We start from the raw sequence: 25,619 nt of genomic DNA, 5'->3' as shown, positions 1-25,619 counted from the left end.
AAAGCTGTTGCGAGGGATGGTGCTAAACGACGCTTTTGTCAAGTTATCTAGCGCTATCAGGTGAGCGCGGCACAAGCATTATTCCGGCAATAGTTGACGAAACCGATCAATTTCACATTTGGAACCCGTTCGTGAATGCAGAACATCGCGGTCCGTGCAGATTCGGCCGTCACGGGATTTTTCCATGTAAAAGCCGGAATAAAAACTGCGTGCCTGGCATTTTTTTTCTAGCCGGGCCCGAATCTCCTTACGGTCCTTTGTCACCAGATCGAGATAACGGTCACCAAATCGCTGCACCCCAAGGATATTGTCCATGGGCAAACATTTACCAATTTTCTTTTCTTTATAGGTTGTAGGTTCGGAATGTCCCGCGATGTCGGCCATCGGAGAAGTCATGCTCGGTCGCCTCCGCGGCACCCGGATGATAATGCGCTTTTGAATGCGGACTTGGGCAAATTTTTGTTCGGTTGGACTTATGAATATCCCGCCTGAAAATAGTTCAGGTGTGTCTGTCGGAATATCGGGGGCAGGCCGGCCGTCGGCTACCGGCAGTGCCAGTAGCAATGCTGCAGAGAGTGAAAGAATCACCAAATACCCCTAGTTACCATCTTCATACCTATAACAACGCCGATTGAACCATTGATGAACTATCTTTTCCACTGACATATTGGCGTTTAGGTATAAGCCATACTATATGCTGAAAAAATTTCGCAACAACATGGAAATTAAATGCCGGAAATACCGCCTTGGTTGAATAGCATGGCCGAAATTGTCGGGCAAAAGGGCTTTACTCGCGATGCCGACGAAATGCAGCCGTGGTTAACCGACTGGCGGGGCCGTTATACGGGGCAATCCGTCGCTTTAATCTCACCCGCCTCCACCGAAGAGGTTGCTGCAATCGTCAAAATTGCAAATGCCCATTCAGTGCCGCTAGTCCCGCAAGGCGGCAATAGCGGCATGGTTGGCGGGGCGACGCCGGATACTGGGGGGCAATCTATATTAGTCTCGCTCCGGCGGATGAATGCTATCCGCAGCATAGATGCCGATGAACAATTGGCTGTTTGCGATGCCGGTGTTATTCTGCAGACCTTCCACGAAGCGCTAGATCAACATGGGCAACGTTTTCCGCTAACGCTGGGCGGAAAGGGATCGGCAACGATCGGGGGACTGGTGTCCACCAATGCCGGCGGCACACAGGTTTTACGTCATGGCACGATGCGGTCCTTAGTCGCCGGCGTGGAAGCAGTATTGCCCGACGGAAGCATTTATAACGGCCTATCGGCGCTGAAAAAAGACAATCGCGGTTATGACCTGAAACACCTGCTCATCGGCGGGGAAGGGACGCTTGGTATCGTCACAGCTGCAACCCTAAAAACAGTGCCGGCTTTAATTGACCGCTGCGTCGCTTGGGCCGGGGTCGATACTCCGCAAGCCGCTTATTCATTGTTTAAATTTCTCGATGCCCGCGAAAGCCAGTCGCTAGAGGGCTTCGAAATTATACCCAAATCTTGCCTGGACGCGGTGCTCAAACATATACCGGGCACACGGCCTCCACTGGAACTGCCTGCCTCATGGAATATTCTTATCGAGATTGTCCGGGATAAATCCGCGGCACCCGATCCGCGCGAATTGGGCGAAACGCTGCTCGCCGAGGCGCTGGAGAATGGCCTGATCAGCGATGCCGCCATCGCAGCCAACGAAGCACAGGCAGAGGCTTTCTGGAAAATACGTGATGCGATATCCGATGCGGAACGCGCCAGCGGTCCGGCACTGCAGCATGACATTAGCGTACCTGTCGCAAAAATGGCGGATTTCATCTCTAAGGCAGAGGTGCAGATTGAAAAATCATTCCCCGGCACCAAAGTTGCCGCTTTCGGTCATATGGGTGACGGCAACGTTCACCTTCACGTTAAGGCGCCAGCAGATGTGAACCCAAAGTCTGGCGGATTACAATGGATGGTGCAAAGCTCCGCTACCATCTCACCAATGGTATATGATCTGGTTGTCGCTATGGGTGGCTCGATTTCTGCGGAACACGGAATTGGCCAGAATAAACGCGATGAACTGCTGCGTTTGTCCGATGACGCTCGCATCATGACCCTTAGAGCTATTAAAAGCGCTATCGACCCGAAAAACATAATGAATCCGGGAAAGCTAGTTCCTCTTGCGTCGGACACTCCAGCCTCTTAAAGCCATTACAATATATTATCCTATCCATAAAGTTATACTGTCGGAGATTTCCCTATGGCCAGTGCGCCTCAAGCCCAAGCTCTTCCCATGTTCTATCAGGATCTTGTTCCGCTCAATTCGAAAGAGCATGCCGACTGGAAAATCAAAGGTCTGGATGACGCCTCATTCATGCAAAAACAGCATGCGATTCCAGTAACCGTCGAAGAATTTCCCAATGCGGCCCGCAATTATCCGATTGTTTTTTCGGTGGGTGAAAACAGCGTACCGCTGATATTGATGGGGCTAAATGAAGGCGTTAATACGTTTATGGGCGAAGACGGCAGATTTAATCAACCTGCCTATGTTCCCGCCTATGTGCGCCGCTATCCGTTCATGCTCGCGAAGCTGCGCCCCGATGCCGATGAATTGTCGCTCTGCTTTGATCCTACAAACGGTGCGATTGGCGACTTTAAAGAAGGCGATCCACTATTTGAAAATGGCGAGCCATCTGAAAAAACCAAGAGCATTTTGGAATTTTGTGAGCACTTTGAACAAGCTGGTCAACGCACCGGACAATTTGTCGAAGAACTCAAGAAATTGGACCTTTTGATGGATGGGGAAGTTTCCATTCAACAGACAGGTGTTGAAAAGCCATTTATTTATCGCGGATTTCAGATGATCAATGAAGAAAAACTGCGGGATCTGCGCGGCGATGAATTGCGTAAAATCAACCAAAATGGTATGCTACCGCTAATTTATGCTCATCTTTTCTCGCTTCAGATCATGCGCGAAGTTTTCGCGAAACAGGTTGAAGCAGGAAAAGTACCACAGGTTACAGAAGCACCCACAGCATAGAGACGATCAACGGTGATGGAGAATGTAATGGTTCAGAAAAGCACATATAGCAAAACGGCAATTTGGCTTCACTGGATCATCGCTCTCCTCATCATAGCCAATATTGGACTAGCCGAACTGACCGAGGACATGGCGCGGGAAGCGCGTGGGCCCTATATGGATTTCCACAAAGCCTTTGGCATCACTATCCTGTTTTTGTCGTTAGGTCGGCTCATTTGGCGACTGGGACATAAACCGCCAGCTCTGCCAGCCACTATGCCCGGGTGGCAGATCATGGCATCAAAAGTCAGCCATTTTGTCTTTTATGCACTGATGATCGGCCTTCCTATTGGCGGCTGGCTGTGGATGTCGACTTACCCTGCCCCTGTTAGCTATTTCGGATTGTTCGAAATCCCTCTATTTCCGGTCGAGGGCAATAAACCATTGGGGGAATTCCTCCATGAAGGCCATGAACTGGGCGGAAAAGCGATGCTCGTTCTGGTCATTCTCCATTTAGCTGCAGTGGCAAAACACCAGTTTATAGACAAAGATAATTTGATCCGCCGGATGTGGCCCATTTAAACGCCTGCGCGCACTGATTACCGTCAGTTTTTACTACGAATTACAAAAACAACACACTAATTTCGTTTTTTGGACTTGCAACTCGCACCCCAAAGGACCACATTATGAGTCGTACGGGTCCACGTCCCCCGATTTGGATCTGTACAGGCATTCTTTGAATGCCACCTCCCTGAACCTTGGCCACCTCGCCTTCTTGGCGGGGTGGTTTTTTTTAAACCCATCCATGCTAGCGCTTATTCGGCGGCTAGTAGAAACTGGCTGTTTATTTGATCAACCATCCGTATTGCAAGATTTGCTATATGATCGGCCATGGCAGGTAAGCGGTCACTGGGCTCTCGTAAATCCGTATCCAGATAGTAGCTGCGATCCACCTCCAGTTGTAAAGCGTGAACATCTTTCTCAACCTCGCTGTGCCGCTCCAATATATATCCACCTGCATAAGGGTGATTGAGCCGAGCCGCTATGCCGGATTGTTCGAAAAAAGACATGGCAAGCTCTGAATAACGCGATCCCGCACTGCGACCGAAACGGTCACCAATCACAATATCCACATTGCCGCGTTGTTGATCCAATGGCGGCATGCTGTGCAGATCCAGCAAAATCGCACAGCCAAATTTCAAGCGCATCCGCTCCAAAACCGCGGCAATGGTGCAATGATAGGGCTCATGGCAACTATCGAGACGGCTTCTTATATCCTCCCACTGCCATTTTTGGCGCCATAGCTTACCAATGCCATATAAACGACTCGGAACAACGCCTAGACCACCGCGTACTTTGAGACTGGGTGCGGGCAGTTGAGATAACGATAGGCCATTCACCATATCAACGTCGATTTCCGATCGATTGCGGTTCAAATCGACCCACGCCCTAGGTCGATGAGCCACGATTGCAGAAAAACCTTTGTCAATTGCCGTGCTGGCCAGACGGTCGGCATAGCGATCTTCCAAACGCAATAAATGTGCGGCGGGCACAGCCAGATTGCTCATTATTTCCTCAGGATAGACGCGTCCGGCATGGGGAACGCTGATAAGCAGTGGAAATTTCAAATCATCAATATTATGGGACAGAAACGGCCCCTCATGGGACTGGGCGGGCGCTACATTTTCAACAATTTTATCAGCCATGATACCCCGTTCATTACATGTCTCAATAGGTTATAAAAGCGACTTGCTGAACCAAAATATTAACAGATTTGCGCCAATAGTTAAATTTAGGCATAAACACTGCAGACTTAATATAGGGAATAGCCCACCAGATGATCAGAATTCTCCTTGCGGAAGATGAAAAGTCGATGCGCGAGCATCTTACGCGTGCGTTGCAAAAATCTAACTATGAGGTTGTCGCAGTTGATCGCGGCACCGCTGCGCTTCCCTTTCTTGAATCAGAAAAATTTGACCTGCTGCTAACCGATATTGTCATGCCCGAAATGGACGGAATTGAGCTTGCACAGCATTGTGCCAAGATATCTCCCGATACCCAAGTGATGTTTATTACCGGATTTTCAGGCGTAACCTTGCGGGCGGGAGAATCGGTTCCCAAAGCAAAAATCCTGTCCAAACCATTTCATCTGAAGGATCTGGTACTGGAAGTGCAACGGTTATTTGAACCGGATAGTATCGGCGAATTGAATTAAGTCTTGCACCCTGTCTAGCGGCTAGCTAGACGGCCTGCAGCGTGGGCGTATAGCTCAGTGGTAGAGCACTTCGTTGACATCGAAGGGGTCGGGAGTTCAACTCTCTCTACGCCCACCATTTTTCCGAACTTTTATTTTTGCCTAAGCGGCAAGCGCGATATGCGCGGCCATATCCCGGCTGGGCGCACGGCCATACCACGCTGTATAGGCGCGGGTTAGGGCACTGAGTTCACTATATCCCAATTTGGTCGCAATTTCCGATAGTGATCGCGACCCTTCCAGAAAATATAATTGGCAGGTGTCGCGGCGAACTTGCTCCAATATCCGCCGAAAAGACGTCCCCTCGGATACGAATTTCCGGCGTAACGTCCGCTCTGCCATACCAAAAGTTTCTGCTGTCGCATCAATACCCAATCCCGACTTATCCAACAGAGGGAGCAGGTAATAATAGCAACGGTTGACCAACGAACTACGTCCCCCCTCCGCAAATTGGAACCGGTTCAACTGATCCTCCATCGCGCCTACCACAACAGGGTTTCGGAATGGGTTGGGGAGATCAACAACATGCCGATGCAAATCGAGATATGTTTCCGTCTGATTAAAAAACCAAGTCTCTTGTGGCCAGTGATTCTCCGCGGTCTCAGGGTCGTCACCGTCCCAATGCTGCCGACGCGCGAAATAAACAGCTTTAACCGGCGTCAGGTCCTCACCGGTAACAGCGGTGCCGATATGCGATAAAGTGGCAAATATTATGGAAAGGAGGTGCTGACTAACCGGAGAAGCAGAATCCCATAGCAAACGGCAAGCTGACTCAGATTGCTCCCATCTGAACATAGGCCGGTTGATACCAAAATCCATCGCTGTAGCCGCAGCCTTTAAAACATCTCCGACAGTGTCTCCAAACATCGCGCCATAGCCGATGTCCGAAAAACCGGATGGAACAATTCCATAACCAATGTCTCTATAGATGTTCTCTCGTCCAAGCTCTTGCGCCGTCGCCTGACAAAGGACCGTTATCGCCTCACTGTCAAATATAGCTTGTGGATCACGCAGTTGCCGTTCTGTAAGGTTAAGTGCGGAAAGAAGCACTGGCTTTCGCGCACCCAGTTCCTGACAGGCCCGAAAAGTCTGAAATAAAAATTGTGACGAAACACCGGTTGTTTGAAATATATTCTGCCCCATTTCGATAATTAGGGGTACAGAATTTCGAAACTCAATCAACTTTCGACGAGGGGGAAAAATTGGCGACGAACAGGTCGCTTAATGTTCCATCAGATCATTTCATTATCAGAATTCGAATGGTTATTTCTCGTCCGGCATTAATAAAAAGCATCAATAGCGGATGACGCTTGCACCCCATGTGAAGCCGCCGCCCATTGCTTCAAGCACCAGCAGATCGCCAGGTTTCACGCGTCCGTCCCGTACCGCTGTGTCTAGCGCCAAAGGCACCGAAGCCGCCGATGTATTTGCATGCTGATCAACTGTCTTTATGACTTTATCTGGTGATAGCTTCAGCTTTCTTGCCGTTGCATCCAATATTCGGGCATTTGCCTGATGCGGCACAACCCAATCCACATCCTCGATATTTTCACCTGAGGCATCCAGTGCTTCTTTCAAAACCGATGAAAGATTAACCACTGCGTGGCGAAAAACCTCCCGGCCCCTCATACGCAGCTTGCCAACAGTTCCCGTCGTACCCGCTCCGCCATCGACATATAGCAGCTGGTTATGCGCTCCATCGGCATGTAGTCGGGTGGCAAGCACCCCTTTGGTGGATTCTTCGCCCGATAATATAACAGCGCCCGCACCGTCGCCAAACAACACACAGGTCCCACGATCTTCCCAGTCCAATATACGGCTAAAAGTCTCCGCACCAATCACAATGGCATTTTGGGCGCTACCGGCGCGAATCATACTTTCCGCCACTGATAAAGCGTAAAGAAAGCCGGAACATACGGCTGCAACATCAAAAGCCACGCACCCATTACAGCCCAAATTATCCTGCACGATTGTCGCTGTAGCAGGAAAGGTTTGATCTGGCGTCGCGGTTGCCAGTACGATCAGGTCAATGTCTTTGGCCGACATTCCCGATGCTTCCAGCGCATTTCGCGCGGCTTCGGTTGCGAGACTAGAAGTGGTTTCGTCATCTTGCGCGATATGACGAAATTTTATGCCTGTGCGCTCAACGATCCATTCGTCCGTCGTATCAACTTTTTTTGCGAGCTCTGCGTTCGACACTTTCGTCCGCGGCAGTGCAGAACCGGTTCCTTTTATGACCGCACGGCGAGCAACCACAATACTCATTTAGCTGCGCCCTCAAGCGGCGCCAAACTGCTTATCTTCTCTAAATCTTCGCTTATGCGTTCCAAGATACTATCCTCTACCAACCGGGCGGCAACTTCGACTGCATTGGCTACGCCTTTTTCATCGGCACTTCCATGGCTTTTTACCACAACACCGTTCAGACCCAGAAATACCGCGCCGTTATGATTGTTCGGATCAAGATGCTCTTTGAGCAATTCGGTCGCGGGCCGGGAGATGAGAAATCCAATTTTGGACCGCAGAGAACTTAAAAAACTGCGCCGCAACAAATCCGTTACGAAACGCGCCGTTCCCTCAAGAGCTTTCAATGCGATATTGCCCGAAAACCCATCCGTAACAATCACATCGACATCACCGGTAGATATTTTGTCGGCTTCGGTAAAACCCTGAAAATTCATCGCCAACCCGTCGGCATTTCTAAGCGCATCTGCGGCGGCTTGTAATGTGCCCGTGCCTTTACCGTCTTCAGTACCAATATTTAGCAACTTAACTGTAGGTTTTTCAAAGCCGTGCATGATCCGGCTATAGGCGGCGCCCATGACCGAAAATTGGACAAGATTGCGGCTATCACATTCTGCATTAGCGCCAAGATCCAACATGACGACATCGCTGTCTTTCATCGTCGGTAACAAAGCTGCCAGCGCTGGCCGATCAATACCGGGCAAAGTGCGTAACGCGAGTTTTGATATTGCCATTAGAGCACCGGTATTGCCCGCACTCACGGCCGCGCTCACTTCGCCGGATTTAACAGCAGCAACCGCCAAACCCATTGATGTTTTCTTGGAACCACGCAGCGCTTGGCTGGGCTTGGCATCGCTAGAGACGATCTCATCAGTGTGCAAAATCTCGGAAGCAGCGCTCAGATTCGGGTGGCTTTTCAGGGCCTCCTTGATCTGCGTTTCATCGCCGACGAAAAGAAACTGAAAGCCTTCATGCCGGTGACGGGCGAGAGCCGCGCCAGCGACCATAACCCGCGGGCCGACGTCGCCGCCCATCGCGTCAATTGCGATTCGCGGCCTCATCCCCACCGGTTATTCCCCTTGATTAGCTGTGTAATAGTCGTGAAGTTAGTCGATCGAAGCCGAAAAGACTAGAGATCAACAGCCATTACTTCACGGCCATTATAATGACCGCAAGATCCACACATATGGTGGGGGCGCTTCAATTCACCGCAATTGGAACATTCCTGATAAGCTTCGACTTTCAAAGCATCATGAGAACGGCGCATTCCGCGCTTGGACGGCGTAGTTTTTCTTTTAGGGACAGCCATTGCTAAACCTGTTCGTTAGATTTCAAATTTAATATATGTGCACAATAGACCAATTGCGAAATTTGGGCAAGCCAACCTCTATATAAGATAGAGAATCGGTCGACCCATGCAATCAGCCAACTGCACGCGAAGAGGCGCGTATAACGTTTTTCCTGTTCGTTGCAAGCATTCTGCTTCTATAGAGGTGTGATAAATATATATACATCAGGAGAAACCATGATTTTACCGATTACACTGACCCTTGCTGGCGCTGCTGCGCTGATCAATATTTGGCTTATGATCCGTGTCGGGCAAGTGCGCTCATCCGAGAAAGTAAGCGTTGGTGATGGCGGGAATGAAAAGGTTATCCGCCGGATGCGCGCGCATTCAAATTTCGGAGAAAGCGTGCCCATCGTTCTAATCTTGATCGCGGCGATAGAACTCGCTAGCGGTTCCCCAACATGGCTCTGGATTGTCGGCGGCGCATTCATGCTTGGTAGGCTCGCTCACGGTATTGGCATGGATGGCGGAAAGCTTGGCAAAGGCCGGATGATCGGGACTATGCTGTCCTTGCTCGTAATCCTCGGCTTGGGTGCCTATGCTATTGCCATCCCTTATTTCAGTATGGCGGATGCCAGCAATGCACCGGTACCAATTCTCGCCGGATAACATCCCACAATTGCCGATATCAAACGGGAATAAGGATTTGGTCCGTTTAGGACGCGAAAAGGTGCAGCCATGAAAAAGACGTTGTCATGGCCGCACTCATTTCGAGGTTTGTCCGGCATCTTGCGGCGATAGCCAGCGTAGGCGCACCGTGCCAGCGGGGGCATTTGACCCAGCAGCACTAATTGTAGTTCCGCTTGCATTGAATAGCTTTTCTCGGGCAATTTCGACATCTTCTGGCGATCCATAAGCACCTAATGGCAGCTCCAGGCGGGCCGCAGCCCAACCAATCAGGGGGAGCTGTTCAATAGATTTTTCAGCAATTTCTCCGTTTGCAACCTCCAGTGACGGTAAATCCACCGCGGGGGGTTTTATCTGGATGATCCAGCCTTTCGCCTGATCGGCGATACGCTTTTCCAGTGCATAATAGGTATCAAGCGTAGCGCCCTGCAAAGGCTTTGCAGAAACAACCGCTCTGCGCTTGGTTGTATCAATTGTCACATCATCCGGAGAGACGCCTGCCACCAACGCTAGGCTTTCGCGCAGTTTGACTACCCGAATTTCAGCTTCCTGTACCTGTTCCTGCACGCGCGCTGCAGCCAATTCTGCGCTGGCCGCATCACTGCCTGTATCCACCCGATATTGTTCGATCGCGACGGAAAACGGACGATTAAAAGCGCGGCTCAAAACGCGGGCACTTTGCTGCTCAACATCACCGATTATTTTTGGTGTGAACACGGAAGCACTAATCAAAATCGGATCCGCATCAAAATCGATCTCGATCTGTGATACCCGGGCCCGATTCCCAAATTGATCTTTGATATACCCGTTGGCCTGGCGTGAGACATTTGCTTCCCAAGCAATTTGCTGCAACGAATAGCCGAGCGGAATGGCAAGACCAATAAACACGAGAACCATTATAGCAATTTGTACTTGTGACTGTCGCTCTGAAAGACTGGAGCGAAAGCCATAGAGCCGCGCCATTCCAGCGGCGGTCAAAGCAATGGTCATAAGGTTAGTGAAAAACAGCAATAATGATCCGCCAAAGACTGACATATTCATTGTTGCAAGACCAAAGCCAACGACAGCCAGCGGCGGCATTAACGCCGTTGCGATGGCTACTCCAACAATCGTGCCCATGCGTCCCCGGATCATTGCATAGCCGCCAGCCAAAGCAGAAAATAGAGCCACAACCAGATCGAATAAATTGGGCCGGGTCCGGGCGGCAATTTCTGTCGTCACGGTCTGCAACGGCGAAAGTGCTACCACTAATGCGGAAAACAGCACTGCCACCAAAGTCCCCAGAACCAAAGCCTTCGCGCTCTCTTTAAGCCAAACCGAATCACCAATGGCCAACGCGAAACCCGCGCCCATAATCGGGCCCATAAGAGGCGAAAGCAGCATTGCGCCGATTACCACGGCAGGCGATGATAGCAGCAGCCCCAATATCGCGATACCTGCCGACATACAGGTCATGAAAGCATAACGCGGACTAAAGTCGCTATCTTCCTTCACTTTCTGGATAACCGCTTGCTGGTCCACGCCGGAACGCACCACGACACGCCACCAGCGTTGGAATAACAGGATGCTGCCCGCTACAGGTTGAAACGGGCCAGCTTCCTTTTCAGGCTTTGGTATCGGAGCATTTGTCTCCGCTTGCGAGTTATCGGTCATAGCCTCCTTTAGCCGCTGAAACACTGTAACGACAATATGGAAACAGTGATGTGACAATTAGGTCCGATCAAATTCCAAAGATAAAACATGCCTTTTATCATAAAACCGTATGATGTATATATATCACCTAGCCGTAAACCAAAGCAGGAGCAACGCCATGGCGCGTCCCGAGACCGATATTGATGCTGGCCGCGAAAAACTGATCCAAATCGCAGAAACCCTTATCCGTGAGCGTGGTGCGATAAGTTTCACAATTACCGACCTGGCAGTCGAGGCCGGAATGTCGCAATCCAATGTCTATCGCTTCTTTGAAAATAAGGATGCACTTGCCGAAGCTATGGCCGGCCGCTGGTTCGCGGAATTAATCACAATTATCGAAAATCTGGTACAGGAAAATATGCCCGCTAGGCAAAAACTATACGAGTTTTTTGCCCGCCGACTAATTATCAAACGGGCACGTTTTAACGAAGATCCCGATCTGTTCCGTTCTTACATGGAATTGGGGCACCAACATTTTGAAGTCGTTCGCGGCTATGTTGATCTAACGGATCATTATATGGCCATCATCCTCGCCGAAGCTATGGAAGAGGGCTATTTTCAGGGGTTAGAACTCGACCACATCGTGTCTCTAGTGAATACGATGGTTCAACCCTTTTGCAACCCAAGCCTGATGATGGATATGATGCATCTGGCTGATGAAAAGCGCTTGCAGGAAGTTATCGACACGATCCTGACCGGCTTAAAAGCCCGCGAGAAAGTGCCCCCAATGAAAGCCGCCTTGCACATCGCGAGCTAGGACGAAAAAATCACGGCCTCTGAACGAGATATTTCGCGCAGACGGGACACGGGTATTTCCCATGCCCCGACTATGCCCAATTAATTCAGTCGTTTAACTGGCAAGATTGCGCAGTACGTAGTGCAAAATACCGCCATTGAGGAAATATTCCATCTCGTTGGCCGTATCGATCCGGCAGACCGTGTTGAACGTCGCCGTTGTCCCATCGGCGCGGGTCATCTCTACTTCGAGTTCCTGAAGCGGTTTCAATGTCGCAACGCCCTTGATGGTGAAGCTTTCGCTGCCATCGAGGCTAAGTGTCTCGCGGTCCGTACCTTCTGCAAATTGCAGCGGCAATACGCCCATGCCGACCAGATTGCTGCGGTGAATACGTTCGTAGCTTTCCACGATCACAGCGCGCACGCCCAATAGGTTCGTGCCTTTCGCTGCCCAGTCGCGCGAAGAGCCGGTGCCATATTGTTCGCCGCCGATGACGACCAGGTCATTGCCGTCGGCTTTGTGGCGCATGGCTGCGTCATATATTGGCATGATCTCGCCGTTATATTTTGTTAGGCCGCCTTCTTGGCCGTCTGCCATTTCGTTCTTGATGCGGATATTGGCGAAAGTGCCGCGCATCATAACTTCGTGGTTTCCGCGGCGGCTGCCGTAGCTGTTGAAATCCTGCTTGGCCACCTGATGGTCGCGGAGATATTCACCGGCGGGTGAGTCCTCTTTAATCGCACCGGCTGGCGAAATATGGTCGGTGGTGATGCTGTCGCCCAGCACAGCCAAAGTCTTCGCATCGATGATATCGCCCACCGGAACGGGTGTCATGGTCATGCCGTCAAAGTAGGGCGGATTGGCCACATAAGTGCTGCCAGCGCGCCACTGATAGGTATCGCCGCCGGTCACGTCGATATCCTGCCACGCGGCATCGCCCTTATACACATCGGCATAGCGGCTCATGAACATTTCGCGGTTGACCGCGCCGCCCATGACTTCGTTCACTTCGTCATTGGTGGGCCAGATATCCTTCAAATAGACGTCCTGACCGTCCTTGCCCTGCCCGATTGGCGTTTCATACATATCTTCGCGGACCGTGCCTTTCAGCGCATAGGCCACAACCAGCGGAGGCGACGCAAGATAATTGGCGCGCACATCCTGCGACACGCGGCCTTCAAAGTTGCGGTTGCCCGAAAGCACGGACGCCGCGACCAGATTATTGTCATTAATCGCCTTGGAAATGGGCGCCGGCAAAGGCCCGCTATTCCCGATGCAGGTGGTGCAGCCATAGCCGACCAGATTAAAGCCCAGATAATTGAGATCCTCGCTCAATCCCGCTTTGTCGAGATAATCGGTCACAACCTGTGACCCCGGTGCGAGCGAGCTTTTCACCCAAGGTTTCCGCTGCAAACCAAATGCCCGCGCTTTGCGCGCAACCAGACCGGCGGCAATCAGCACGCTGGGGTTGGAAGTGTTGGTGCAGCTGGTAATCGCGGCAATGGTCACATCGCCGTGGCCCAGATCATAGTCCGACCCATCAACCGCAACCCGCTTGTTGGGTTCGCTGCTGCCGAATACTTCGGTAATATCGCGGTTAAAGCTTTCATCCAGATCGGCCATAGACACGCGTTGCTGCGGCAATTTTGGTCCGGAAAGCGATGGCACAACGCTGGTCATGTCGAGCGACAGCGTTTTCGTGTAAATCGCCTCTGGTGCGTCGTCATGACGCCAGAAACCCTGTTCCTTGGCATATGCTTCCGTCAGCGCAATGTCGGCTTCGCTGCGGCCTGTCAGGCGCAGATAGTCGAGCGTTTTGTCATCAATCGGGAAATAGCCGCAAGTCGCGCCATATTCCGGCGCCATATTGGCGATGGTCGCGCGATCCGCCAGCGACAATGCCGCCACGCCCGGACCGTAAAATTCAACAAAGCGGCCCACAACGCCCACTTCGCGCAGCATCTGCACACAGGTCAGCACCAGATCGGTCGCCGTAATACCTTCGGCCAGTTCGCCGGTCAGTTTAAAGCCGACCACTTCGGGGATCAACATCGATACCGGCTGGCCGAGCATCGCCGCTTCCGCTTCAATGCCGCCCACGCCCCAGCCGAGCACGCCCAGACCGTTAATCATCGTCGTGTGGCTGTCGGTGCCGACACATGTATCGGGATAGGCGACTTCGACGCCGTCGGCATCTTTCGAAGACCAGACTGCGCGCGCGATATTTTCCAAGTTCACCTGATGGCAAATGCCGGTTCCGGGAGGAACAACCGAGAAATTGTCAAACGCCTTCGATCCCCATTTCAGAAATTCATAGCGTTCCATGTTCCGCTGATATTCCAGCGCGACATTATGTTCAAAAGCCTGCGGCGTACCGAATTCGTCCACCATGACCGAGTGATCGATAACCAGATGCACCGGCACCTGCGGGTTAATTTTCTGTGCGTCGCCGCCCAAAGCCTTGATCCCGTCGCGCATCGCGGCCAGATCGACCACGGCAGGCACGCCGGTAAAATCCTGCATCAGCACGCGGGCGGGACGATATTGAATCTCCGCCGGGCTTTTTGCTTCCTTCTGCCAATCGACCACCGCCTGTGCGTCCTTGGCATCCACCGTGAAACCGCCATCTTCAAAACGCAGCATATTTTCGAGCAAGACTTTCAGCGTATAAGGCAGCTTGTCAATATTCCCGAGCTTTTCCGCCGCTTTCGCGAGGCTGTAATAAGCATAATCGCTGCCATTAACCGAAAGGGTCGAGCGCGTGCCGAGTGAATCTTGTCCGGTGGTGGTCATAGGAGGTGGTTCCTTCGTCAAAAAATATTTTTTGCCGGTTTGGGAAAGCCGCCAACAAGGCGCAAACCAGCGAATGAATCGATGTTCGGGAGCGCTTTAGACCAAGCTTGTCAAGGGTGCAATGGGGCGAGATGTTTACCGGCCTCGCCATGCGTGCCTCCTCATCCTGAACCACGCAACGCCATCCCAAAATACCCGACCGCCATCCTCAATTATCCGGCCGCTATCCTGAACTAACCAACCATCACCCCGAACCGTCCGACCGTCACCGTGAACCATCCGACCGTCATCCTGAACTGTCCGACTGTCATCCTGAACTGTCCGGCCGTCATCCTGAACTTGTTTCAGGATCCATCCAGACGCGCGCACAACCTATAGAGATCCTGAAACAAGTTCAGGATGACGAAGAATAGAAACCGACAAAATGTTTCTAATAGTACTAAGGAAGCTTATTCACTTGTTTCGAAAGCCAAACCGCATGATCCATTAGAAATTTTCGACGTGAAAAAGTGATATCAGATTTCAATTTTTTGATGTGTTCTCGATGACAATCACGATACCGACTACCACTCTCGCAAAAACATTTAATATGTCCTTTCTGCCCCTCTAGAAAGACCACAAGTCCACTATTGATCTTTAATGAAAAGCCTAACAACTCAAGTTTATTCTTAATATCAATAGGAGCTTCAATTTTTAGTAAATCACCCATGGCCTGTAATTGACCATAGATTCCGTGTTCAAGTTCACCATATATCCATTCACCCTTACGTTCAAAAATACTCTGAGACAAAAACCAGTCTGCTATCGGCCCATTAATAACGGCTTCAAAAGAAAGGTTGTCATTAGCCGCCAACCAAACCGGCCAAGAGGACAGACATGCAAAACCTTCCGGCATGCAATGGTGATGAGCATCACGAATTACACGTCCAGAAGTTTCAAATACTCGCGGGTATTTCCATGGGAATGAACTGGAAACCTTAATCGTTGTGTCAAAAGCATCAAAAACACCAGCTGAATCAGAAAGCTCAAACACACCCTCAATCAACACAGAGTCATCATCGAAATCGATAATTTCCAATGTTTTTCGCTTACTAACAACTTCATTAATTTCTTTCCACAGCTTACTCTCAAACAATTTAAGATTGTGTACCCCACGGTTTAGTGGGCGAAGGATTAGCTTTAGCGAGCGCTTCCGCGCGCGCTGTGGATTCAGCTATACCGATACCGAGCAAGGTTGATGATTTAGTGGCGCTCTCAAATCTCGCGCTCTTAGAAGTTTCGGACGAATTTACGACCGGATCAAAAAAGCTATGTTTGTAAACTTTTTTCCAACATTTTCTGGCTTCATCATTATCCATATCGGCATCGTTATGAAGGCCATCCAGATGTTCAATCGCCTTAACCGCACGATCTTTAAGACGCTTAATTCTTACAACATCCTTCTCTCGGGAGATTTGGATTCCATTTGCGAATACCGGAAGGTTTTCATTTATCAAAGAAATGGACTTTAACGTCCCATACAAAGCCTCATCATCACGATCAGCACAAGCTTTAAAACACTGGACCGTGATCGCGGTTAGAAGCAATCCACTAGGATAATGGGTATTTGATGAACCCTGCCACGTTTTCGAATAGAATTTAATCAATTTGACCACACGTCGCAACTGATAGGGGCCCTCAATTTCGGGACTAAGCGTGCTGACACGATCGTTAAACCACTTGTTTATTGCGTTAGGATCAGATGGCTCCCAGTCATCATTCAAAGCAACTTCATATGACGACGTATTGTCAGCATTTGTTATTTTCCGAAATACGGGAAAATCACATTGGTACCCATCCGCATAGACTATACGTATGCACTTACCTTTGTCTTCTGGTTCATTCTTCATATTCGAGGCCTTGGCCGCGAGTGCGTCTTTCACCCAACCACGAGTGGTTTTTGGAGTTTTAGACTCTTCGGAATCGAACGATACTCCCAAATCAATATCATACCGAGAGTCATCTTGTTCCGGCGTTTGAACCATGGTCTGCATGGCATAACTACCTTGATTAATACTTTGAACTATTGATGGCTTTCCATTTTCGGCCAATCCATCTTCAACTCGTTTCAAATTTCTGTCACGTTTACTTTTAATATCGTCCAACTCTGACTGACTTAAAGAAACATGGTCTTTAAGAAACTGCTTGATCATTTTTGATGTATCGTACATTTTTCATCTCCGCCCTGCTATCTCCAAGAAATAGTTAAAAAATAAAAATTTTCAAGCACCACTGAAAGATTCTTATGTATTTTTACTTACCTCTAAAGATGCTCATCAATATAGTTGTATGGCCATTTATGTTAATTTTCTTAACATACTTATATTTTTTGGGAGTGCCCGACAATGCTCTACAGGGATTCAGGGTTATTTCAGGATGCTCATTGCTGCTGTTTGTCTTACTTTTAGCTATCGGGGGATCATCGGCGCCATGGGCGCCATGGCGATTTATTTGGAAAATTGTACCAATTTTAAACAAGGTAGTTGTGCCTGATTTAAACGGTAATTGGGTGGGAACAACTAGCTCCAACTGGCCGAGAATTAAAGTTTTGAATGAATTTGCCGAGTCAAAAGAAAAAATGAAACTGGATGAAATTGAGGAAACTCAACTTCAAATTGATGAAGTTGAGATGAAAATAAAGCAGAGCCTTTTTAAAATTACGTTTGAAAGTAATTTGAAACGAACAGGCTCCTCCTCACATCCCATATCGATTAATTTGAATAAAAATCATCAGACAGATAATTTTCAACTAGTATATGTTTACAATCAAACGACACCCTTGCCGCTAAAAACAGATGAAAGTGATCATGCTGGCGCCGCTATTTTGACATTCAATACGGATGTACCGAATAAGCTAGATGGCCCCTACTGGACCAAACGTTCTTGGCAACAAGGATTAAATACAGCAGGAATGATAAATATCGAGAGGAAAAAGTAAGCTCTTTCCTACACCCCCTACCCTTTGATAATTCTGTCCGAATCGGGGACCAGAGATTTAACAACAAAGGGCAATTCTCATGTCAGACAATCACACCCCCAACCTCCCTGCCCCCGTTTCGGGCGGCAACAGCCTCCATCCCTATCGCGTCCGCTATGATGGCTGGACGGCGGAGCGCAAGAACGCGTTTATTGACGCGCTGACCCGCACGGGCTGTGTGCGCGATGCGTGCCGCGTGGTGGGGATCAGCTCGACCAGCGCCTATCGCTATCGCCGCCGCGATGACGGCTTTTGCGAACGCTGGGAACTCGCGCTGCGCCGGTCACAGGTCACGCTGGGCGAAGTCGCGTGGAAGCGCGCGGTAGAGGGGGAGGAGGAGGATGTCTGGTATCATGGCAAAATTGTCGGCAAACGCAAAAAATACGCCAATGACATGCTGCGGCTGCTCATCAACCGCGATGATAATGGCGCGGGCCGCGATGAAGCGGGGCGTTTTGCTGCAAAAATGGTGGCCGACCAAGTGGCCGCGGAAGAGGCGGGGCGGGTCGCAAAATTAGGGTCGCTTGCCAGACCGCTGGACGATCCGGGACCGGGTGAGCCGCCGGATACACTGGACGACAAGCTCCAAAAGCTTCACGTGCGGATAGTCCAGGGCGGCTCACGCAGCTTTAATATTCGCACAAATCAGGGCATAACCGACGAAATTATCGATGCGGTGCAGCGCTTTGTCGCGGGTGGACGGGTGATGCTGCCCGCAAAGTTTCAATGGAAGGACGACGAAGAGCTTGCACAGGCCAAGGCGGAATTTCTGGCCGAGCATCCCGAAGGCGCTCCGCCAGAGCGCCAATGAGCGGGCGCAGCGGAGCTATAGCGGGGCGAGCTGTTTGTGCAATTTGGCGAGCGCGGCCTTTTTAATCTGACACACCCGCGACGCCCCGATGTCGAGCGTCTGGCCGATCTCGTCCAGATTCATTTCCTCGATAAAATAAAGCTGCAATATCATCGCCTCCCGCGCGGGCAGGCTGTCTATTGCGCCGGTGAGCTGTTCGAGCATCTGACGGCGCTCCACGGCGGTATCGGCCTGTTCGCTTTGGTCGGCAAACCAGATATTCTGGTCGGAATAAGCCTCGTCGATGGATTGCAGGTCGACCGCTTGGGCTTGGTCCATCGCGGCGCGAAAGCTGTGCAGGTCCATGTCCATCGCGGCGGCCAGTGCGGTTTCATCGGGCGCAGTGCCGAGCTGTTGCGACAGCGTTTTTTTCGCCGCGCGCAACCGCTTTTGAAAGCCCATTGCCGAGCGGCTGACCGAACTGGCTTTGCGCAGCTCATCAATCATCGCGCCGCGCACGCGCAGCTTGGCATAGTTGGTAAAGCCCAGTCCGCGATCCTGATAGCTTTGCGCGGCCTCGACCAGCGCGACCATGCCGATTTGCAGCAGATCCTCCACCTCGATCGCGCTCGAAAGCCGCGCATGGACGTGCCACGCCAGCTTGCGGACCAGCGGCAGGTGGCTCTCCACCAGATGCTCCTGATTCACCGCCGCCGGGCTGGCGCAATAGGTCAGCTCGGCAAGATTGGGGTCATGATAGGTCATGCAAGGTCCTTTTTATGGTTCGCGGTTTCGGGGGTGACGGGTTGTGGAATCTGATCGGGAGCGGGGCGTTTCGCAGACCGGCCGCCAACCACCGCAACAACTTCAACCGCCTTGTCATCGGGCAATTCCTCAAACGACAGCACCGGCGCTTCGGGGAAGCGGGGCTTCAGTAATTTCAGCAACGTCCGGCGCGCCGTGGGGGAGGTGACAATCGCAAAGCGCCGCGCCTGCGCCATGATCGGGCGCGCGGCTTCCTCCACCGCAGTGACAATTTTCTGGGCCAGCCCCGGCTCAACCGGATGCGATGCGCCGCCGCTGCTTTCAATCGCCTGCGCGAGCAGGCTTTCCAGCTCCGCATCCAGCGTAATCACCGGCAGCGGCATGTTAATCGGTACGAGCGACTGGATGATGAGCGACCCGATCCGCTTGCGCACGCCGTCCACAATATTATCGAGCGAAGGCGTATCACGCGCCGCATCCTCGGCCGCCGCCTGCACCATCGCTTCGCTTAACCGGCGGAAGTCTTTCAGCGGCACGCCCTCATTCAGCAGCGCGCGGCAAACGGTTGTGATCTGGAACAGGCCGAGCGGCTTTGGCGTCAATCCGTCGACCAGATGCGGAGCGGTTTCTTTGAGATTATCGAGCAAGCCCTGCGCCTCATCCATGCCGAATAATTGCGCGGCCTGTAACCGGACCAGATGATTGAAATGCGTTGCGATGACCGTGGAGGCATCGACCACCGTATAGCCAGCCACCACTGCCTCGCTGCGCTTGGCCGGTGAAATCCAAAGGGCATCCAGACCAAAGGTCGGGTCTTTACAGCCCAGCCCATCGACATCCCCGTCAATATCCCCGCTATCCAGCGCCAGCAAATCATCCGGCCAAGCCTGATCCTCGCCCAGCGTCACGCCGCTAATTCTGATCTGATAGGCATTGGGGGCCAGCGCCATATTATCTTTCAGCCGGACGAGCGGAATGACAAAACCCAGCTCGCGCGACAATTGCCGTCTGATCCCCGTCAGCCGCTGCATCAGCGGCGCGCCCTTGCGGTCATCGACAAGCGGCACCAGCGCATAGCCAATTTCTATGCTCAGCACCGCGCCGTCGGTCACGTCATTCCACGCAATATAGTTTTTCTGTTCCGGCGTTTGTGATGGCGGCGCGGGGGCATTTTCTTGAGCCGCGCGGCGCAACATACGCCACGAGAAAAATCCCGCCAGCGCCGCGATTGGCAAGATGATGATATGCGGCATGCCCGGCAATAATCCCATGACAGTCAGAATCGCAGTGACCGGTATCCATGCTTTGGGATTGCCAAATTGGCTGCCAATCTGTCCGGGTAGGTCCAAGGGCGATGCCACGCGGGTGACGATGGCAGCGGCGGCGATCGACAGCAGCAAGGCGGGAACCTGTGCCACCAGCGCATCGCCAACGGCGAGCAATATATAAGTTTGCGCCGCGTCACCAACCGCCATGTCATGGCTGACAATGCCCAATATGATGCCGCCAATAATATTGATGACCAATATGAGCACGCCCGCGACCGCGTCGCCCTTCACAAATTTGGAGGCCCCGTCCATTGACCCGTAAAAATCCGCTTCGGTCGCGACTTCCCGGCGGCGCTCTTTGGCCTCTTCGGGCGATAATAATCCGGCGTTTAAATCCGCATCAATCGCCATTTGCTTGCCGGGCATCGCATCGAGCGTAAAACGCGCCGTCACTTCCGATACGCGCCCCGCGCCTTTTGTAATGACCACCAGATTGATAATCATCAGAATGGCGAACACAAATATGCCAACAACATAATCGCCGCCAATCAGGAAATTCCCGAATGCCTCGATCACTTGGCCAGCAGCATGGGACCCGTTATGCCCCTCGACCAACACTACGCGGGTCGAAGCCACGTTGAGGGCCAGACGCAAAAGCGTCGCGAATAATAGCACCGTTGGGAAGCTGGAAAAATCGAGAGGCTTTTCGGCATTGAGCGCAACCATTAAAACAGCCAGCGCAATAGTGATATTCGCAATAAACCCGATATCCAGCAATGTTACCGGCACCGGCAATATCATGAATATCACCAGCAGCAGGGTCGCCATAGGCAATATACCGGCCTTGGCGGTATCACCCCATTGCGCGCGGCGGGAGGACAGAAACATTAGCACGCGGCTATTTCCCGATGACGATGAATGAATTGGCTTTGCGGCATAAAAAATCCCGAATGAGTTTCAGGATAGGATGAGCAAAGCCCGTGCCAACCAGTCTAAAATAATTTGGGACTGCCCGAAATTCTCCGAAAAACCGCTAGATATTCTCTATTTTTTATAGATAGTAGATTTAGTCGAACCCAAGGCATGCGACAAATTAATGGCGCGTAGCTGGTTTAAATCCGTCAATTTATTGACCCGGAACCGCGCGCCCTCAATGCGTTTGGCAATAACAAGCAACTGGTTCCGAAGTGCAGTACTCTCATGCCAGACACCCGCCTTGGTCATCTCGGCAATGATCGGTTGAAGGGCCGACGCAGCCACGACAATACGGTCGGGATCATGTCCGTCCAAGGCGCTAACCAAATCCTCTATGCCTTGTTCCAAACGGCTAACCAAATCGGAAGTCACGGATGTTGGCTGCCTGACCGGTCAAAATCGATCATTTTTTCCGCGATCAGTGCCGAATTGATGGGATATTCACCCTCGGCGATAGCCCGGCGGATCGCAGTGACATGGTCCCTATCAACCGGCATGGGCTGTTGCATCATATCGGCAATGGCACCGGCCACGGGGCCATCCATAGTTTTGAATTGTGGGGCGCCGCGTGACAGGTCCGGCTGACTTGTTTTGCGTAACGCCCCAATATTATCAATATATCCGCTATCGATTGACCGGCCATGGGCCGCGTTTATCTTGTCTATCATCATGACTTCCTTTGTTCGGCATGTTCGCCGCAAAATAGGGTTTGGAATATGGCTTAGAATACGGATATCGGGTCACTGGATTTAGCGAAGTTAACGAAATTTATGTGGATGGTAGGGATACCCGCCCCTCTCCGATAATCTCGGCCATGATCGGCGGCGACTTTCGGTTTGCACGAACGGGGATGATATCGCCCAGACCGCCGTTGCGATCCGCCTCCATTTGCCGAGAGACCAGGAAACCGTCTTTCCGCACAATCAGTAAAACGGGCTGCCCGCGCTTTATCACAACCTGTGATTTTGCAGAGCTAGAGCCGCTAGCAGCCTGTTTCACCAACGCAATGGAAATCCGCCAGTTCAAAGGCTCGCAGCGAATGACGGCCATCCCCTCATCCCGCTTTTCGATCTCAGGCAATTGGGGGCATTTTTTTAACCGCAGCCGCCCATCAATCGCCTGCCGCGCGCCGCCAACCTCGCCTTGCGATTTTCCCAGAAATTGCGCCAATTGTTCTTCAAGCGCCGGTAGCGATTCCACGCTCTGCGCCTGCGCGGGGCAAGCGGCCAACCAGCAAAACGCCGCACCAGAGGCATATATATATTTCCAGATTTTCATATTCACTCCTCAATTTATGTCCTGTCTTTTCGCAGCAAGTCTTGTGCCATTGGCCGAAACAACGGAACGGGAATGATCGGTAATCGCAACGATCAGACGCTGTGCGCCTTCATCCTCCGCATCATATTGGCGGCCAAATATTATCGCCGCTTCCTCCACGCCCCTGTGGGTTAAGGCACGCGCAAAGGCGGCCATGCGCGCAGCGGATAATTCCCAATGGTCAAGACGCGCCGATCCGTTCGCTTTGCCTCTGATCGACAGATTTATCCGCCCCGCACGCTTCGCTGATGCCGCCGCGACCAGCTTGGCCTGTTCCTGTCCAGCAGGTGTCAACATGGCCTCTCGCGGTTCGAATAACGCGGAGACGGGCCAGTCATAATTTCTAGCGTCTTGCTCCGTTGGCGGTATAGCCTCCTGATTGTTCGCCGATTGTCTGTCCTCTGGCGGCTCCGGATGGGCGAAGGACAATATCACAAAGCCCAGCATCAACAGGCTGAGGTCCGCTAAAGCCAATGCCCAGCGATTGGTGCGTAGCACCTGCATCATGGCTTTTCGCCCCGCCGCGCCAGCGCCAATAGCTTGTCCGTCAAAATTCTCTGCCACTTCAGCTCTTCTGACGAAAGCCGCAATAAACGGGCGGCTATCGGCGCGGCGACAAGATTGGACAATATCAATCCATAGAGCGTTGTGAGCAGCGCCAACGCCATCGCCCCGCCCATATTTTGCGGATCATCAAGATCGGAAAATAGCCGGATCAGCCCGATAATCGTGCCGACCATGCCAATGGCTGGCGCAATATCAGCGACGGCCATCCAGAAACGAATGGCGCTGTTATGGCGCATCTCCCGGTCATCGAGATCGGCACTCGCCCACCTGGAAAATTTTCCTATATCCCTTTCGCAGGCCAGATAAGCCGCGGCGCGTGACACATAGCCGCTATCGCACTGGACCTGATCAATGCATTGCAGCCCTTTTACATCCAACATGGATTCCACGCGGCTGAGCGCCTGCCGCGCCAATTGGGCGTCGCGCACGGGATCAGCGCGGAGCAAAATTTTCCATGCCGAAAAGCTGCGCAGCAAACCGGCATAGCCTTCCTGTAAACCGACGACAGCGATAGCAGACAGCCAAACCATCGCGAGAACCAGCGGATCAAAAAGCTCAACCATCTGCCGCACATTGTGCTGCGAATTTCTGGATCGCTGTAGCGCCAAAAATATGGCGCGCGATGCCATAAAATTGGCGCGCTATTTTGACGCTCGGCATCACTATTGGTGGAAATTTGGCTGAATTACAGGACATTTTGATTTTGGCACACCCTTTGCTGAGTATCGAAGAGAGATACAGGGAACAGACTCTCTGTCCTTCAAAACGGTTGGCACAGAAGCATTTTTAACCTTGCAAAAACGGAGCATCGGTTCGGGCTATGGACAAGATTTTCGGCATATATGGTGATGCGTTGGCGCTGCGTGCACAGCGGATGAATATGCTGGCATCCAATATCGCCAATGCCGCGACGCCCCATTACAAGGCGCGCGATCTCGATTTTGATAAGGCCATTGCTGCCATAGCGGACGGAGGATCACCAAGTGACAGCGCCCGGCAGCACATCGGCTTTCGCGTCCCGCTCCAACCCGCGATGGATGGCAATACGGTAGAGCTTTCCACCGAACAGACATTATTCGCGGAAAATGCGGTGCAATATCGCACGACATTATCTTTTCTCGATGACCATATTGGCACCATGCGCCGCGCGATCAGGGGCGAATAATGGCGGATTCCATGAATATTTTCGATGTTGCCGGACGGGCCATGGCGGCCCAGCTGACGCGGCTCAATACCACGGCATCTAATCTGGCGAATGCCAGATCGGTGGCAAGCAGCGAAACCGAAGCTTTTCGCGCGCTCAAGCCGGTGTTTCGGACGTATTCGGACAGTCCAGATATGGCCACCGTCGATGTCGAGCGGATCGTCCAATCCGATACCCAGCCGAAAAAACGGCATGATCCGACCAATCCCATGGCCGATGACGATGGCTATGTCTGGGAAGCCGGTGTCGATGAACCGACCGAGATGATCGAAATGATCGAAACTGCCCGCCAATATCAAAATGTCGTGCAGGTCCTTCAAACCGCGAAATCACTAATTCTTGAAACCGTGAGGATGGGTAAATAATGACCATGATAACTGACACACTATCAGCCACTGCAACGACTACGGCGGCGAATGCGGCGAGTAATAATCTCGATCAAACCGCGTTTCTGCGCCTGATGACCGCGCAGCTTAAAATGCAGGACCCGTTCAAGCCATTGGATAGCAACGATATGGTCGCGCAAATGGCACAATTTTCGACGGTTGCCGGTATCGCGGAAATGAACGTATCGCTTAAGGAATTGGCTGATTCCAATCAGATCGGCGATGTGTCCAGCTGGCTGGGGCGCAATGTCTTGTTACCCGGCGACAGAGCAGTGCCAAATGCCGCGGGCCAATATGCCGGAGAGTTTACTCTTGATGCTCCCTCGACTGGACTTTCAATCGATTTTCTCAACGATAGCGGCGAGATTGTGCAAGCTATTGAACTGGGCCCGCAGGAAGCGGGAACCATCGCGTATGACTGGGATGCCTTCGACGGCGACGGCAAACCGCTTGATTTGGGCATGCTCAGAATCAGGGTCAATGGCGGTGTCGTTTCGGGCCTGTCATCCTGGACCAGAGTGGACGCCGTGCAATCCCCCACAGATCCCGTCAACGCCCGTCTTTTGACCGAGCGCGGCGCGTTCGCAGTCTCTGATGCCCTTCGTCTCAGCTAAATAATAATCCGCAATGCCCT

General features: G+C 51.8%; 29 protein-coding genes and 1 tRNA gene. 12 read left to right on the top strand and 18 right to left on the bottom strand.

What is annotated here, in order from left to right:
- Positions 1-78 precede the first annotated feature (78 nt).
- Positions 79-588, bottom strand: a complete 510-nt coding sequence (locus V7676_RS12325; protein WP_335659993.1) for a hypothetical protein — start codon at positions 586-588, stop codon at positions 79-81.
- A 141-nt stretch (positions 589-729) separates the two neighbouring features.
- Here V7676_RS12325 and V7676_RS12320 point away from each other — a divergent pair, with 141 nt between their 5' ends.
- Genes V7676_RS12320 through V7676_RS12310 form a run of 3 tightly spaced genes read left to right on the top strand, consistent with a single transcriptional unit; the run spans position 730 to position 3,585 of the window.
- Positions 730-2,190, top strand: a complete 1,461-nt coding sequence (locus tag V7676_RS12320; RefSeq protein ID WP_335659992.1) for an FAD-binding oxidoreductase — start codon at positions 730-732, stop codon at positions 2,188-2,190.
- 54 nt (positions 2,191-2,244) lie between these two features.
- Positions 2,245-3,024, top strand: coding sequence for a SapC family protein (locus tag V7676_RS12315; protein WP_335659991.1), 780 nt, complete (start codon positions 2,245-2,247; stop codon positions 3,022-3,024).
- 27 nt (positions 3,025-3,051) lie between these two features.
- A complete protein-coding gene (locus tag V7676_RS12310; protein WP_335659989.1) occupies positions 3,052-3,585 on the top strand; it encodes a cytochrome b in 534 nt (177 codons plus the stop codon).
- A 233-nt stretch (positions 3,586-3,818) separates the two neighbouring features.
- Here V7676_RS12310 and V7676_RS12305 read toward each other — a convergent pair whose 3' ends face one another.
- On the bottom strand, positions 3,819-4,709 hold the full coding sequence (locus tag V7676_RS12305; RefSeq protein ID WP_335659988.1) for an N-formylglutamate amidohydrolase: 891 nt from the start codon (positions 4,707-4,709) through the stop codon (positions 3,819-3,821).
- Positions 4,710-4,840: 131 nt separating this feature from the next.
- Here V7676_RS12305 and cpdR point away from each other — a divergent pair, with 131 nt between their 5' ends.
- Together cpdR and V7676_RS12295 are read left to right on the top strand one after the other, a co-directional pair.
- Positions 4,841-5,218, top strand: a complete 378-nt coding sequence (gene cpdR / locus V7676_RS12300) for a cell cycle two-component system response regulator CpdR (RefSeq protein ID WP_335659987.1) — start codon at positions 4,841-4,843, stop codon at positions 5,216-5,218.
- A 43-nt stretch (positions 5,219-5,261) separates the two neighbouring features.
- Positions 5,262-5,336: transfer RNA gene (locus V7676_RS12295), tRNA-Val, on the top strand.
- A gap of 23 nt (positions 5,337-5,359) precedes the next feature.
- Here the strand turns inward: V7676_RS12295 and V7676_RS12290 are convergent.
- From V7676_RS12290 to rpmF, 4 genes are all read right to left on the bottom strand, one after another.
- Positions 5,360-6,400, bottom strand: a complete 1,041-nt coding sequence (locus tag V7676_RS12290) for a helix-turn-helix domain-containing protein (RefSeq protein ID WP_335659986.1) — start codon at positions 6,398-6,400, stop codon at positions 5,360-5,362.
- Between the two features lie 150 nt (positions 6,401-6,550).
- On the bottom strand, positions 6,551-7,522 hold the full coding sequence (locus tag V7676_RS12285) for a beta-ketoacyl-ACP synthase III (RefSeq protein ID WP_335659985.1): 972 nt from the start codon (positions 7,520-7,522) through the stop codon (positions 6,551-6,553).
- Complete coding sequence (gene plsX, locus V7676_RS12280) at positions 7,519-8,562, bottom strand: phosphate acyltransferase PlsX (protein ID WP_335659984.1); 1,044 nt, start codon at positions 8,560-8,562, stop codon at positions 7,519-7,521. The genes V7676_RS12285 and plsX overlap by 4 nt, the downstream gene beginning before the upstream one ends.
- Positions 8,563-8,630: 68 nt before the next feature.
- Entirely contained in the window at positions 8,631-8,810 is a 180-nt protein-coding gene (gene rpmF / locus V7676_RS12275) for a 50S ribosomal protein L32 (RefSeq protein ID WP_207990200.1), read from the bottom strand.
- Positions 8,811-9,026: 216 nt separating this feature from the next.
- Between rpmF and V7676_RS12270 the strand changes: the two genes are divergently transcribed.
- Complete coding sequence (locus tag V7676_RS12270) at positions 9,027-9,458, top strand: MAPEG family protein (RefSeq protein ID WP_335659983.1); 432 nt, start codon at positions 9,027-9,029, stop codon at positions 9,456-9,458.
- A gap of 96 nt (positions 9,459-9,554) precedes the next feature.
- Here V7676_RS12270 and V7676_RS12265 read toward each other — a convergent pair whose 3' ends face one another.
- Positions 9,555-11,129, bottom strand: coding sequence for a DUF389 domain-containing protein (locus tag V7676_RS12265; RefSeq protein WP_335659982.1), 1,575 nt, complete (start codon positions 11,127-11,129; stop codon positions 9,555-9,557).
- A 157-nt stretch (positions 11,130-11,286) separates the two neighbouring features.
- Here V7676_RS12265 and V7676_RS12260 point away from each other — a divergent pair, with 157 nt between their 5' ends.
- Positions 11,287-11,925, top strand: coding sequence for a TetR/AcrR family transcriptional regulator (locus V7676_RS12260; protein ID WP_335659981.1), 639 nt, complete (start codon positions 11,287-11,289; stop codon positions 11,923-11,925).
- 93 nt (positions 11,926-12,018) lie between these two features.
- On the opposite strand, the gene acnA is transcribed toward V7676_RS12260, so the two are convergent.
- The 4 genes from acnA to V7676_RS12240 form a co-directional block, all read right to left on the bottom strand.
- Positions 12,019-14,697: an aconitate hydratase AcnA gene (acnA, locus tag V7676_RS12255; protein ID WP_335659980.1), complete on the bottom strand. Its 2,679-nt coding sequence runs from the start codon at positions 14,695-14,697 to the stop codon at positions 12,019-12,021.
- Positions 14,698-14,832: 135 nt separating this feature from the next.
- Positions 14,833-15,066: a hypothetical protein gene (locus V7676_RS12250; protein ID WP_335659979.1), complete on the bottom strand. Its 234-nt coding sequence runs from the start codon at positions 15,064-15,066 to the stop codon at positions 14,833-14,835.
- A gap of 70 nt (positions 15,067-15,136) precedes the next feature.
- A complete protein-coding gene (locus V7676_RS12245) occupies positions 15,137-15,832 on the bottom strand; it encodes a hypothetical protein (protein WP_335659978.1) in 696 nt (231 codons plus the stop codon).
- A 1-nt stretch (position 15,833) separates the two neighbouring features.
- Positions 15,834-16,907, bottom strand: coding sequence for a cyclic GMP-AMP synthase DncV-like nucleotidyltransferase (locus tag V7676_RS12240; RefSeq protein WP_335659977.1), 1,074 nt, complete (start codon positions 16,905-16,907; stop codon positions 15,834-15,836).
- Between the two features lie 212 nt (positions 16,908-17,119).
- Here V7676_RS12240 and V7676_RS12235 point away from each other — a divergent pair, with 212 nt between their 5' ends.
- Both V7676_RS12235 and V7676_RS12230 read left to right on the top strand, forming a co-directional pair.
- Positions 17,120-17,674, top strand: coding sequence for a hypothetical protein (locus V7676_RS12235; RefSeq protein ID WP_335659976.1), 555 nt, complete (start codon positions 17,120-17,122; stop codon positions 17,672-17,674).
- 79 nt (positions 17,675-17,753) lie between these two features.
- Positions 17,754-18,524, top strand: a complete 771-nt coding sequence (locus V7676_RS12230) for a hypothetical protein (RefSeq protein ID WP_335659975.1) — start codon at positions 17,754-17,756, stop codon at positions 18,522-18,524.
- A gap of 15 nt (positions 18,525-18,539) precedes the next feature.
- On the opposite strand, the gene V7676_RS12225 is transcribed toward V7676_RS12230, so the two are convergent.
- From V7676_RS12225 to V7676_RS12195, 7 genes are all read right to left on the bottom strand, one after another.
- The gene (locus V7676_RS12225; RefSeq protein ID WP_335659974.1) at positions 18,540-19,268 is read right to left on the bottom strand and encodes a sigma-70 family RNA polymerase sigma factor; all 729 of its coding nucleotides are present in this window, start codon (positions 19,266-19,268) and stop codon (positions 18,540-18,542) included.
- On the bottom strand, positions 19,265-21,424 hold the full coding sequence (gene flhA / locus V7676_RS12220) for a flagellar biosynthesis protein FlhA (RefSeq protein ID WP_335659973.1): 2,160 nt from the start codon (positions 21,422-21,424) through the stop codon (positions 19,265-19,267). Before flhA ends, V7676_RS12225 begins: the two co-directional genes overlap by 4 nt.
- 156 nt (positions 21,425-21,580) lie before the next feature.
- A complete protein-coding gene (locus V7676_RS12215; protein ID WP_335659972.1) occupies positions 21,581-21,883 on the bottom strand; it encodes a hypothetical protein in 303 nt (100 codons plus the stop codon).
- Positions 21,880-22,182 (bottom strand): flagellar biosynthesis anti-sigma factor FlgM, encoded by a 303-nt coding sequence (flgM, locus tag V7676_RS12210; protein ID WP_335659971.1) that lies wholly within the window; start codon positions 22,180-22,182, stop codon positions 21,880-21,882. The genes V7676_RS12215 and flgM overlap by 4 nt, the downstream gene beginning before the upstream one ends.
- 97 nt (positions 22,183-22,279) lie before the next feature.
- On the bottom strand, positions 22,280-22,789 hold the full coding sequence (locus tag V7676_RS12205; protein WP_335659970.1) for a flagella basal body P-ring formation protein FlgA: 510 nt from the start codon (positions 22,787-22,789) through the stop codon (positions 22,280-22,282).
- 9 nt (positions 22,790-22,798) lie between these two features.
- Positions 22,799-23,392, bottom strand: coding sequence for a hypothetical protein (locus V7676_RS12200; protein ID WP_335659969.1), 594 nt, complete (start codon positions 23,390-23,392; stop codon positions 22,799-22,801).
- Entirely contained in the window at positions 23,332-23,958 is a 627-nt protein-coding gene (locus V7676_RS12195; protein WP_335659968.1) for a MotA/TolQ/ExbB proton channel family protein, read from the bottom strand. Before V7676_RS12195 ends, V7676_RS12200 begins: the two co-directional genes overlap by 61 nt.
- Positions 23,959-24,215: 257 nt before the next feature.
- On the opposite strand from V7676_RS12195, the gene flgB reads away from it, so the two are divergent.
- The 3 genes from flgB to V7676_RS12180 are packed head-to-tail and all read left to right on the top strand — an operon-like array spanning position 24,216 to position 25,599.
- Positions 24,216-24,560 (top strand): flagellar basal body rod protein FlgB, encoded by a 345-nt coding sequence (flgB, locus tag V7676_RS12190; RefSeq protein ID WP_335659967.1) that lies wholly within the window; start codon positions 24,216-24,218, stop codon positions 24,558-24,560.
- Between the two features lie 11 nt (positions 24,561-24,571).
- Positions 24,572-24,964, top strand: coding sequence for a flagellar basal body rod protein FlgC (flgC, locus tag V7676_RS12185; protein ID WP_442955445.1), 393 nt, complete (start codon positions 24,572-24,574; stop codon positions 24,962-24,964).
- On the top strand, positions 24,964-25,599 hold the full coding sequence (locus V7676_RS12180) for a flagellar hook assembly protein FlgD (RefSeq protein ID WP_335659965.1): 636 nt from the start codon (positions 24,964-24,966) through the stop codon (positions 25,597-25,599). The genes flgC and V7676_RS12180 overlap by 1 nt, the downstream gene beginning before the upstream one ends.
- Positions 25,600-25,619 lie beyond the last annotated feature (20 nt).

It is taken from the genome of Parasphingorhabdus sp. (assembly GCF_036963805.1).
Classification (GTDB): domain Bacteria; phylum Pseudomonadota; class Alphaproteobacteria; order Sphingomonadales; family Sphingomonadaceae; genus Parasphingorhabdus.
The sequence above is the reverse complement of the archived record's forward strand: the minus strand, read 5'-3'. Positions and strand labels throughout refer to the sequence as shown.